An 11,704-nucleotide genomic window follows, 5' to 3' on the forward strand; every position below is an offset into this window, starting at 1 on the left:
CAGCAGGGGCGTGGGCGGCGATGATGGGGCGGAAGGCATTCTGATGCCCTCCGTCATGGCCGCAACGTGCGCGGTCATGACGGTCAGCACTGCGTCCGCAGCACCTTCACCGCTGCCACCAATTCCCTGATCCGTTCGCTCTGGAGAAGTGGAATAAGTGTCGCGATCTTCTCGCGCGGCAGGTCCCACCACCTCGCGTCCAACAATGCGGCGATGGTCGCCTCGTCGAAACGGTAGCGGATGACCTTGGCCGGGTTGCCGCCGACGATGGCATAAGGTGGCACGTCCTTGGTCACGAGGGCATGCGCCGCTACGACCGCGCCGTTGCCCACCGTGACGCCCGACATGATCATCGCGCCGGAGCCCAGCCACACGTCATGGCCGATGACCACGTCGCCCCGGGAGCTGTGGTAATCCTCCGTCGCGGGGGCCTGCGGCCAGAGCTCCCGGAAGGCGGAGAAGGGGAAGGTCGTGCCCCAGTCGGTCCGGTGGTTGCCGCCGAGCAGGATCTCGACCTTGTCGGCGATGGAGCAATAGCGCCCGATGGTCAGCTTCTTGCCCGACTCAGGAAACCGCACCTTGGGGCGGCCATAGGAGAACTGCCCGATGTCGTAGCCGTAGCGGCCGGCCATGCGAGCGAGGTGCAGGTGGGTCTGGTTGTGCGGGTTGCGCCAGTTCTTGAGTCGGTGCCCGAGTTTCATCTGTTGAAGCAATCCGGCTTAGAAGAACATTGACGACAGGGGGGCAGGGCGCGCACAAGAGCCTCCAGAACGTAACGGTTGGTGCAAGGAGCGTTGGGGATGGGAGACAACATCTCGCAGGATCTGAAATCGGGAGCGATGTTCTACCATCAGTACCCGCGCCCCGGAAAGCTTGAGATCCAGCCGACCAAGCCTCTCGGCAACCAGCGCGACCTGGCTCTGGCCTATTCGCCGGGCGTCGCGGCCCCTTGCGAGGCGATTGCCGCCGATCCGGCTCAAGCCGCCAATCTCACCTCCCGCCAAAACCTCGTGGCCGTGATCTCCAACGGCACGGCCGTGCTCGGCCTCGGCGATATCGGTCCGCTCGCCTCCAAGCCCGTGATGGAGGGCAAGGCGGTCCTGTTCAAGAAATTCTCCGGCATCGATGTTTTCGACATCGAGGTCGCGGAAAAGAATGTGGACAAGCTCGTCGAGGTGATCGCGGCTTTGGAGCCCACCTTCGGCGGTATCAATCTCGAAGACATCAAAGCCCCGGAATGCTTCGAGGTGGAGGAACGGTTGAAGGCCCGCATGGGCATCCCAGTCTTCCACGACGACCAGCACGGCACCGCGATCATCGTGGGCGCCGCCGTCACGAATGCGCTGGAGCTTGCGGGCAAGCGCATCGAGGACGTGAAGATCGTCACGTCGGGTGCAGGCGCCGCGGCGCTGGCTTGCCTCAACCTTTTGGTGTCGCTCGGTGCCAAGCGCGAAAACATCTGGGTCACGGATATCGAAGGCGTTGTCCATGACGGCCGCAACGAGCTCATGGACCGCTGGAAGTCGGTCTATGCGCAGAAGACCGATGCCCGCACGCTCGCCGATGTGATCCCGAACGCGGACGTGTTCCTGGGCCTGTCGGCCGGCGGCATCCTGAAGCCGGAGCTTCTCGCCAAGATGGCGCCGCGTCCGCTGATCATGGCGCTCGCCAACCCTTACCCGGAGATCATGCCGGAAGAGGCGGAAGCCGCCCGTCCCGACGCGATGATCTGCACGGGCCGGTCGGATTATCCGAACCAGGTCAACAACGTCCTGTGCTTCCCCTACATCTTCCGCGGCGCGCTCGATGTGGGTGCGACGACCATCAACGAGGAGATGAAGGCAGCCGCCGTGAAGGCCATCGCGAGCCTTGCCCGCGAAGCACCCTCCGAGGTGGTGGCGCGCGCCTATGGCGGCGAGGCGCATCCCTTCGGCAACAAGTCGCTCATTCCAAGCCCCTTCGATCCGCGCCTGATCCTGCGCATCGCGCCGGCTGTCGCGAAGGCTGCCATGGATTCCGGCGTCGCCACGCGGCCGCTGGAGGATCTGGAGGCCTATGCCGAGTCCCTCGGCCGCTTCGTGTTCCGCTCGGGCTTCATCATGAAGCCGCTCTTCTCGCAGGCGAAGGCCAGCCCGAAGCGTGTGATCTACGCCGAGGGCGAGGACGAGCGCGTGTTGCGCGCCGTGCAGGTAATCGTGGAGGAGGGGCTTGCGAAACCCATCCTCATCGGCCGTCCGAACGTGGTGGAATCCCGCATCAAGCGCTTCGGCCTCTCCATGGAGATTGGCCGTCATTTCGAGCTGGTGAACCCGGAAGACGATCCGCGCTATCGCGACTACGTCGCCACTTATGTGGAAGCAGCGGGCCGCAAGGGCATCACGCCGGATGCGGCGAAGACACTCGTGCGCACCAACTCCACCGTCATCGGCGCGCTCGCGGTGCGGCGCGGCGATGCGGATGCGCTGATCTGCGGTCTCGAAGGCCGCTTCCAGTCCCGCGTGAAGCACATCAAGGACATCATCGGCCTTGCACCCGGCGTGAATGAAATGGCGGCCTTGTCGCTCGTCATCACGTCGAAAGGCGCGTACTTCCTCGCCKACACGCATGTGCAGTTCGATCCGAGTGCGGAAGAGATCGCCGACATGGCGATTGCCTGCGCAAGYCACGTGCGCCGCTTCGGCATGGAGCCGAAGATCGCATTGCTGTCGCATGCGGATTTCGGCGCGGCCGACACCCGTTCCGCCGTGAAGATGCGCACAGCGCTCGCCTGCATCAACGAGCGCGCGCCGGATCTGGAAGTCGACGGCGAGATGCAGGCGGATGCCGCGCTCTCCCAGATGATTCGCGACCGGGTGAACCCCGGCTCGCGCCTCACGGGCGAAGCGAACGYGCTGATCATGCCGAACCTGGACGCCGCCAACATCGCCTTCCAGTTCACGAAGATCCTGGCGGATTCACTGCCCGTCGGACCGATCCTCATCGGTCCGGCCAAGCCCGCGCATATCCTGACACCATCGGTGACGGCGCGGGGCATCGTGAACCTGACCGCGATTGCCGTGGTGGAAGCGCAGGCCTTGGAGCAGGATCAGCCGACGCTGATTTGAGCATTCATAGCGGATTGCTGCATTGTCGTTGTGCCCGGGCTTGCCCCGGGCATTTCTTTTTCAGGATCAACACACTGAGCAAGAATTGCGGGGGTCTGGCGCGGATCCCGGATCCTCACTGCGCTCCGTCCTGGATGACACTCTCTCATGTCATCACCGGCCTTGTGCCGGTGATCCCGATTGTGTGAGGCGCAGCGCTTTTCGAATCGGGATGGCCGGGACAAGCCCGGCCATGACGTGTAAGCGAGACCTCACTCCGCCTTCGCGGAAATATTCAGCTTCTCCAGCGCATCCGCCGGTTCCGCTGCCAATACCGCATCCATGAAGCCGAACCCGGACGGGTTTTTCGGCGTGGCGTCGATGGTCAGCTTGCCGGGCTTCGCGATGAATTTCGAAATGGCTTCCGCCAGGGTCGAGGCCTGTTCGGAGCTGCCGATCATGGAGGAGAGCACCAACGGCACCGCGCCCGCATAAAGCTTGCGCAGGGCCTCGGGCTTGGTCTTCTGGTCCTTCGCCGCTTGCGTGAGATAGCGGTTGAGCAGGCCCTTGTCCTCGACCACCAGATGCGCCTCCTTGGCCTTCAGGCCGATCGCGGCTGCGGCTGCGGTCGCTTCATCCGTGCTGAACAGATCCTTGCTGACATTGCCGATGAGGCCGTTCAGCGAGATGCTGCCGATTTCCTGGCCCTGCAGCGAGACTTCGCTCAACTTGATCTCGCTCGCGGCCTCGTTCCAGTTGGCCGCGACGGCGAAGGACGAGGTGACGGTTTTGTAGCCGAGCGCGGCGAGCTGCTGCACCAGATCGTCGTTGCTGTCGGCGGGAAGCGCGAAGGTCGCGTTGCGCTGCTCGATGCGGATATTCGTCGGAATGCCGTTTACCGGCTTGTCCGCCGTCAATGCGAAGTCTTCGACGGTGAGCTTGGTTCGCTCAGGCTGCTTCCCCTCTTCGGGCTTGCTCATGGCATCGATGTCGATGCCGGACAGGCGCAGAGTGCCGAGGGTGGGAATGAGCATGCGCAAGGTGGCGGCGTCGAACTCCTCCGGCTTCTTGCCTTGCAGGTTCTTCAGGCCTTCGAGCGTCGGTGCGATGGAGAACCCCGTCAGGGCCATGGTGCCGATCTTGACGACGTTCTTGTCCTCGACGACCTCGAGGCCTTCGATGCGCATGTCAGCAGGCTGCTGGCCCGATCCGCTCGCATAGGCCATGCGCTGGATGCGCCCGGTTGCAGACGAGGCAGCGTTCTTCTTGCCATCAGGCGCGAGATTCTTCGTCTCGATTCCGGTTATTTCGACTTGGCCGATCTGGAATGCGTTGAAAATATCCGCAATCAGCGTGAATAGCCGCGAGGATTCCTCGGACGAGAGCTCGTCCTTACCGCTCAGCTCCGACAAAACGGCCTCGGTGCCAGTCCAGGACTCGGAAGTCGGCCGAGCCAGGAAGTCGCGGCCGTTCAGGCGAGCTAACTTGAAGGCGAAGGTACCTTTGGTGTCCGTTACCTCAATGTTGTCGGCAGCGAAACTTCCGTAAATCCGAGCCAACGGCTCGGAAGGTGTCTTCGCTTTCGTTTCATAAAGATTTGCTAATGCGCCGACATCAAGGTCATTGACTGAGGATCGTCCGACGCTGGCCAGTATCGTCCCGTCCTTGTTGGAGATTTCGACGCCGGCGGCCTCGAAGGCCGCTGAGCCGATGCGTCCGCCGACGATGTCGGACAGGACCGTGTTTCTATAGGTGGTCGCCTGCGTCTCGCTTGGCAGCGTCAGCTTGACCTTCGCTTCGGGGATCTCGATCCGCTTGGCGTTGATCTTGGCAAGGCGGGCGGCCATGGGCTCATTGGAGCCGGAGGCGAACAGCGCCTCGATATCGGCCCGCGATGAGCTGACGCCCGAAAGATCGATGCGCTTCAGCTCATAGCTGGCATGGCCCCGGGTAAATGTGATGTTTTCAAGCGAAAAGTTATCCGCGCTCTGGGCGAAGGCGGCGCTCCAGAGCGGAACCTTCACCGCTCCAACGGTCACGCGCCCGGAAGCCGTCTCGAAGGAGAGGTTGCGGATGACGGCAGGCTCGACCTGCAGGGCGGCCATGCCGCCCGCGAGAGCAAGTGCGCAGACACCGGCACGGTGACGAAACTTCATGAAAATCCCCAGTCGAAAGCTCTCGGTAAGAGCGGCTGGGGTGACTATATTGACCCGATACCCGGTTTCACAAGGAGAACGACGTGCCGCAGCCGCAGGAAGCGGTGGCGTGCGGGTTCTCGATCTTGAAAGACTGGCCGATCAGATCGTCCACGAAATCGATGACCGAGCCGTCGATGTACTGGATCGACACCTCGTCCACGATCACGGTGGCCCCATCCTTCTCGATGATGAGGTCTTCGTCCTGGCGGGTCCTGTCCACGTCGAAGGCATATTGGAAGCCCGAACAGCCGCCTCCATTGACGCTGATTCTCAGCATCGAGCCCACAGGCTCGGCAGTCATGATCTCGTTGATGCGGCGCGCTGCGCGGTCGGTCAGGGAAATTCCAGGCATGGGCTGCTTCCGGTCCTTACAAGGACATAAGTCTTGGACAAGCTTTTGGCATACATGATTTTATCAGGAAACCGGATCCCACTTTCCTGATTCATGCTCTAAGTGCAAGGTAAGTGCGCCCTGGCAAGGGTTCAACCCGAGGATGATTGTGCGGCCCTTTGGCGAGAGATGGCGAGCCTCCTATGCCTGCGACCCATGGGGGAGCCGGGGGCGGCTTTATCCCGAGGCGGTTTCGCCGACCCGCAGCGAGTTCCAGCGCGACCGGGACCGGATCATCCATTCCTCGGCCTTCCGGCGCCTCAAGCATAAGACGCAGGTGTTCGTCTATCACGAGGGCGACCATTTCCGCACCCGCCTGACCCACACCATCGAGGTGAGCCAGATCGCGAGGGCATTGGCCCGTTCGCTCGGGCTCGATGAGGATCTGGCGGAGGCCTTGGCGCTTTCCCATGACCTTGGCCATACGCCCTTCGGCCACACAGGTGAGGACACTCTCGAAGAGTGCATGGCGGCCTTCGGCGGGTTTGACCACAATGCCCAAGCCCTGCGGATCGTGACCCGGCTGGAGCGGCGCTACGCGGATTACGATGGGCTCAACCTTGCCTGGGAGACCCTGGAGGGGCTGGTCAAGCACAACGGTCCGCTGCTCGATGCCCAGGGCCAGCCGACCTTGCGCTATGCGGCGCGGGGCATCCCGCTCGCCATCATGGAATACAATGCCCTGCAGGATCTGGAACTAGCGACCTATGCCGGCGGCGAGGCACAGGCGGCGGCAATTGCCGATGACATCGCCTATGACGCCCACGATATCGACGACGGTCTGAGGGCAGGGCTCTTCAAGATCGAAGACCTGCGCGAGGTGCCGTTCCTCGCCGGGCTGCTGGACGAGATCGACGGGCGCTGGCCGGGGCTCGATCCGTCCCGCCGCATCCATGAGCTGACCCGGCGGGTGATCACCCGTTTCGTGGAGGATGTGGTGGCCGAGGGCGACCGCAGGATCGCGGCTTTGGCGCCTAAGACCGCCGAGGATATCCGCAATGCATCCGAGATGGTCATCTGCTTCTCGAATGCCATGTGCGAGGCCGACGCCTCCATCAAGCGCTTCCTCTATGCCCACATGTACCGCCACCCCGACGTGATGCGGGTTCGTGCCCAGGCCGACGACGTGCTTCGGGACCTGTTCAGCCGCTTCAAGGCCGAGCCGGAGACGATGCCGGAAGAGTGGCAGACCGACCTGCCCAGGGATGACGAGCCCCGCCTTGCCCGCCGCGTGGCGGACTACATCGCGGGCATGACGGATCGTTATGCGATCCTCGAACACCGACGTTTGTTTGACGTAACGCCGGACCTGCGTTAGCGCATCGTGCGGAAAAGTGTCCGCGGTTTTCCGCGCCAAACGATGCGCTCAGTTTAGCAAGGCATCGGATGGGTTCCCAAAAGTGGTGTCCACTTTTGGGTCCGATGCCTGGGCGCAGCTACAAATTCCAGGGCCAAGGCCCTTTCGAGATAAAGACCATGAACATTTTCGGATTGTTTGAGAAGCGGGTTGCCGATGCGCTGGGCCGTCTGGCCGGTGAGGGGAAGATTCCCTCAGGGCTGGATGTCAGCCGCGTCGTGGTCGAGCCGCCACGCGATCCGTCTCACGGCGATCTGGCGACCAACGCCGCCATGGTGCTTTCCAAGGAAGCGCGCATGAACCCGCGCGCCCTGGCCGAGCTTCTCGTCGCCGATCTTCAGGACGACCCACGCGTCACCAAGGTCGAGATCGCCGGACCCGGCTTCATCAATATCCGCCTGAATCCGCAGGTGCTGCACGAGGTTCTGCGCGCCGCCGTGGTCGATGCCAATGCCTTCGGTCGGAGCGGGCAGGGCGCGGGCAGGCCGGTCAACGTGGAATACGTGTCCGCCAACCCTACGGGCCCCATGCACGTGGGCCATTGCCGTGGCGCGGTGTTCGGCGATGCGCTGGCGAGTCTCCTCGATTTCGCGGGCTACAAGGTGACCCGCGAGTACTACATCAACGATGCCGGCGCGCAGGTCGATGTGCTCGCCCGCTCGGCCTTCCTCCGCTACAAGGAGGCTCTCGGCCAGGACATCGGCGATATCCCGGAAGGGCTCTATCCGGGCGACTATCTGAAGCCCGTCGGCGAGCTGCTTGCCAAGGAGCATGGCGAAAGCCTGCTGAACAAGCCGGAATCCGAATGGCTGCCGCTCGTGCGCGAGACGTCGATCAACGCCATGATGGACATGATCCGCGCCGACCTCGCCTTGCTCAACATCCATCACGACGTGTTCTTCTCCGAGCGCTCGCTGCAGCTCGGCTCCGAGGATCAGGTCAAGAAGCTGATCGAAGATCTGCGCAGCCGCGACCTTGTCTATATGGGCCGCCTGCCGCCGCCCAAGGGCCAGAAGGACGAGGATTGGGAAGACCGCGAGCAGMYTCTGTTCCGCGCCACCGCCTWYGGCGACGAKGTSGAYCGCCCGCTGCTGAAGTCGGACGGCTCCTACACCTACTTCGCCTCCGACATCGCCTATCACCGCTCCAAGTACGAGCGCGGCTTCGCCTCCATGATCGACGTGTGGGGCGCGGACCATGGCGGCTACGTGAAGCGCATGCAGGCGGCCACGAAGGCCGTCACCGACAGCAAGGGCGACCTCGACGTGAAGCTTTGCCAGCTGGTCAAGCTTCTGCGCGGCGGCGAGCCGGTGAAGATGTCTAAGCGCTCCGGCGACTTCGTGACCCTGCGGGATGTGGTGGACGAGGTAGGCCGCGACGCCACCCGCTTCATGATGATCTTCCGCAAGAACGACGCGACTCTGGATTTCGACCTCGCCAAGGTGGTCGAGCAGTCCAAGGACAATCCGGTCTTCTACGTCCAATACGCCCATGCCCGCTGCGCCTCCGTGTTCCGGCAGGCGGCGGAAGCGTTCCCGGGTGAGGATTTTTCGGGTCCGGCGCTCGAGAAGGCCGATCTGTCGATTCTATCGGACGAGTCGGAGATGGACCTGATCCACCGGATCGCCCAATTCCCCCGCATGGTGGAGGCCGCCGCCGAGGCTCATGAGCCCCACAGGGTGGCATTTTACCTCTATGATCTGGCCAGCGCGTTCCATTCTCTATGGAACAAGGGCAAAGACTTGCCGCAATTACGCTTTGTTAATCAAACTGATAAAGATTCAACGAGAGCGAGACTGGCTCTGGTGCATGCCCTGAAGGGGGTGCTGGCATCCGGTCTCACCATCCTGGGCGTCACGGCACCCGATGAAATGCGTTAACGTTTTCCTAAGCGGATCAGCCGCTTAAGGGCCGTTCGCGCCGGATGCTGACACGTCGTGCCGGCGGAGCGTTGAAGGGCTCCTGTCGCGTAACTGGAGAACCGGCGCATGAACGAATCAGTGAAGCCCCGTTTTGCCGTCGACCTGACCGATATCGAACGTCAGCTCGCCAATACGGGTGCCCCGCAAGGCCAGCCCTCCGCCGCGACGCGGAACGATCCCCTGGCGGAATTGGCCAGAATCGTAGGGCAGGACGACCCTTTCCAGGCCATTCTGGCCAATGATGACGCGGCCCGCCCGCGTCAGCAGGGATCGTCGATCGACGATCTTTTCGCGACCCGCGACACTATGACGCCCGGTGCTCGCCCCGTGCAGGCTCAGGCCCGTCAGCCCGAGTTCGAGCTCGATCAATATGCTCAGCCTCAGGCACCTGCCGGCACTCAGGGTTATGCCTATCAGCAGCCAGCCCACGCGCCTCAGGTTGCCGGATACAGCAACGAGGCCTATGCCGACGATTACTACGACGACAACGCGCAGGGTTACGACGACCAGGGCTACGGCCAGCCGGAGCGCCTGAACTACCCGCCGGTGGAAAAGCCCCGCTCGCGCAAGGGTATTCTCGCTATGGGCGCGGTTGTCGGCGCCATCGTGATCGGCGGCGGCGGAGCCTATCTGTTCAGCGGCACCTCGGTCGGTGCCGGCGGCGAGCCGCCTCTCGTGGTTGCCAACAACGAGCCGGTGAAGGTACAGCCGCAGAATCCGGGCGGGGTCGAGATCCCGAACCAGAACAAGCAGATCTACGAGCGCGCTCAGCAATCCACCGAGACCAAGGTCGTGAACCGCGAGGAACAGCCGGTCGATGTGGGCCAAGCCGTCCGCAACAACGGCGGCAGCGCCGTGGCCGATGCCACAGGCGCGACAGCTCACAGCGGGCCTCGCCAGAACGGCAACAGCATGAACCTCGGCGAGCCGCGGAAGGTCCGCACGGTCACTATCCGTCCCGACGGCACCGTGGCCGGCGCTGCCCCGGAAGCCGCTGCCGCCCGCTCCAGTGGCCCTTCGCCGGTCCCGACCCTGACCCTGCCGACGGAAGCCCAGGCGACCCCGCACGCGCAGGTAGCCTCCGCTCAGCCCCGGCCCGCAGCCTCCACTCCGGTGGCCGCGCCTGCAACGCCGAAGCCCACTGCCGCAGCGGCGACGCCTGCCGTGACCCCGGCGGCCGCGCCTGCCCCGCAACGTGTGGCATCCGCTCAGCCGGTGGCCGTCGCCCCGGCACAGGCCACGCCTGAGGCCACCACTACGGCTTCGGGCGGTTTCGCAGTACAGCTGGGCCTTGCCAATTCCGAGGGAGCGGCCAACACGGCCTTCGCCTCGTACCAGCGCAAGTTTTCGGACCTCGAAGGCATGCCGTCCCTCATCCGCAAGGCCGAGGTGAACGGCAACACGATCTATCGTGTGCGCGTCGGGCCGATGTCCCGCGAGGAAGCTTCCTCCCTCTGCTCCAAGCTTCAGGGGCAGGGTGGCCAGTGCTTCGTGGCCAAGAACTGAATGCTCACTGAGCTGGCTTCGCGCCGGCTTGGCCGACAAGACTTCTTGACCCTTCCCATGAAGGGACTTAAGGCGCGGGCATGAAAACCCGCGCCTTTATTGCTGGCTGTTCCGGCCTCGAGCTGACCCCCGACGAAGCTGCCTTCTTCAAGGAAGCTGCCCCCTGGGGATTCATCCTGTTTCGCCGGAATATCGGCACCCCCGAGCAGGTGAAGGCGCTCTGCGCCTCCTTGCGGGATGCGGTCGGGCGCGAGGACGCGCCCATCCTGATCGATCAGGAAGGCGGGCGGGTGCAGCGCATGGGACCGCCCCATTGGCCGAAATACCCTGCCGGGGCCGCCTATGGCCGCCTCCATGCCAACGATCCCCTGGTCCAGCGCGAGCTGGCGCGGCTTGGCGCCCGCCTCATTGCCCATGACCTGCGTTCCGTGGGTATTACTGTGGATTGCCTGCCGGTTCTCGACGTGCCTTCGCCGGGCGCCCATGACGTGATTGGCGACCGGGCCTATGGCAAGACGCCTGACAAGGTCGCTGTGCTCGGCCGGGCCGCCGCCGAAGGATTGCTCGCGGGCGGCGTCCTGCCCGTGGTCAAGCACATGCCGGGTCATGGCCGGGCAGGGGCGGACAGCCATCTGGCGCTTCCCGTGGTCGAGGCCTCTCGCGAAGAACTGGAACGGCACGATTTCGCGCCCTTCCGCATGATGACGGATATGCCCCTCGCGATGACGGCCCACGTGGTCTACACGGCCCTCGACCCCGAGCGCCCAGCCACTACCTCGCCGGTTATCGTGCAGGACATCATCCGGGGACATATCGGCTATGACGGCCTCGTCATGACGGACGACCTGTCCATGAAGGCCTTATCGGGCACATTCCGGGAGAAGACCGAGGCTGCCTTTGCGGCAGGCTGCGACATGGCCCTGCATTGCAATGGGGACATGGAGGAAATGGCGGCGGTGGCCGAGGCATCTCCGGTTTTGGAGGGCGAGGCGCTCCGCCGGGCCGAAGCCGCGCTTGCCCGCATCAGGCACGAGCCGGAGCCTCTCGATCCTGTGGATGCCCGTGCAAGACTCGATGCCGCGCTTGCGATGATCGCCTGAGGGCTCCAAGGTTACGCCCAACGCGTTGAGTATCATTCATGGCCAAGCCCTTACCCTTCGAGGATACCGAACCCGCCACCGAGCGGGGTGAAAGCGAGCCCGCGCTCCTTGTGGACGTGGATGGCTTCGAGGGACCGCTTGACCTAC

Annotated in this window: 8 protein-coding genes; 5 read left to right on the top strand and 3 right to left on the bottom strand. The window is 63.7% G+C overall.

Annotated features, from left to right (window positions below):
* Positions 1 to 83 precede the first annotated feature (83 nt).
* A complete protein-coding gene (locus ACXJKO_RS25820; RefSeq protein ID WP_457093918.1) occupies positions 84 to 701 on the bottom strand; it encodes a CatB-related O-acetyltransferase in 618 nt (205 codons plus the stop codon).
* 99 nt (positions 702 to 800) lie between these two features.
* Between ACXJKO_RS25820 and ACXJKO_RS25825 the strand changes: the two genes are divergently transcribed.
* On the top strand, positions 801 to 3,104 hold the full coding sequence (locus ACXJKO_RS25825) for an NADP-dependent malic enzyme (RefSeq protein ID WP_457093919.1): 2,304 nt from the start codon (positions 801 to 803) through the stop codon (positions 3,102 to 3,104).
* Between the two features lie 251 nt (positions 3,105 to 3,355).
* Here ACXJKO_RS25825 and ACXJKO_RS25830 read toward each other — a convergent pair whose 3' ends face one another.
* Entirely contained in the window at positions 3,356 to 5,239 is a 1,884-nt protein-coding gene (locus tag ACXJKO_RS25830; protein ID WP_457093920.1) for a hypothetical protein, read from the bottom strand.
* Positions 5,240 to 5,306: 67 nt separating this feature from the next.
* Positions 5,307 to 5,633 carry an iron-sulfur cluster insertion protein ErpA gene (gene erpA, locus ACXJKO_RS25835; protein ID WP_457093921.1) on the bottom strand — a complete coding sequence of 109 codons (327 nt, stop codon included), beginning with the start codon at positions 5,631 to 5,633 and terminating at the stop codon, positions 5,307 to 5,309.
* A 142-nt stretch (positions 5,634 to 5,775) separates the two neighbouring features.
* On the opposite strand from erpA, the gene ACXJKO_RS25840 reads away from it, so the two are divergent.
* From ACXJKO_RS25840 to nagZ, 4 genes are all read left to right on the top strand, one after another.
* Entirely contained in the window at positions 5,776 to 6,990 is a 1,215-nt protein-coding gene (locus ACXJKO_RS25840; RefSeq protein ID WP_457093922.1) for a deoxyguanosinetriphosphate triphosphohydrolase, read from the top strand.
* A gap of 158 nt (positions 6,991 to 7,148) precedes the next feature.
* A complete protein-coding gene (gene argS, locus ACXJKO_RS25845) occupies positions 7,149 to 8,909 on the top strand; it encodes an arginine--tRNA ligase (RefSeq protein WP_457093923.1) in 1,761 nt (586 codons plus the stop codon).
* A 108-nt stretch (positions 8,910 to 9,017) separates the two neighbouring features.
* Entirely contained in the window at positions 9,018 to 10,457 is a 1,440-nt protein-coding gene (locus ACXJKO_RS25850) for an SPOR domain-containing protein (protein ID WP_457093924.1), read from the top strand.
* A gap of 80 nt (positions 10,458 to 10,537) precedes the next feature.
* On the top strand, positions 10,538 to 11,557 hold the full coding sequence (nagZ, locus tag ACXJKO_RS25855; protein ID WP_457093925.1) for a beta-N-acetylhexosaminidase: 1,020 nt from the start codon (positions 10,538 to 10,540) through the stop codon (positions 11,555 to 11,557).
* The last annotated feature ends 147 nt before the right edge of the window (positions 11,558 to 11,704 follow it).

The sequence above is a fragment of the Microvirga sp. P5_D2 genome (genome assembly GCF_054049475.1).

Bases quoted from the DNA above. Each gene is read 5' to 3' on its own strand.
- nagZ (WP_457093925.1), top strand. From the start codon at position 10,538: ATGAAAACCCGCGCCTTTATTGCTGGCTGTTCCGGCCTCGAGCTGACC.
- ACXJKO_RS25820 (WP_457093918.1), bottom strand. From the start codon at position 701: ATGAAACTCGGGCACCGACTCAAGAACTGGCGCAACCCGCACAACCAG.
- ACXJKO_RS25840 (WP_457093922.1), top strand. From the start codon at position 5,776: ATGATTGTGCGGCCCTTTGGCGAGAGATGGCGAGCCTCCTATGCCTGC.
- ACXJKO_RS25850 (WP_457093924.1), top strand. From the start codon at position 9,018: ATGAACGAATCAGTGAAGCCCCGTTTTGCCGTCGACCTGACCGATATC.
- erpA (WP_457093921.1), bottom strand. From the start codon at position 5,633: ATGCCTGGAATTTCCCTGACCGACCGCGCAGCGCGCCGCATCAACGAG.
- ACXJKO_RS25830 (WP_457093920.1), bottom strand. From the start codon at position 5,239: ATGAAGTTTCGTCACCGTGCCGGTGTCTGCGCACTTGCTCTCGCGGGC.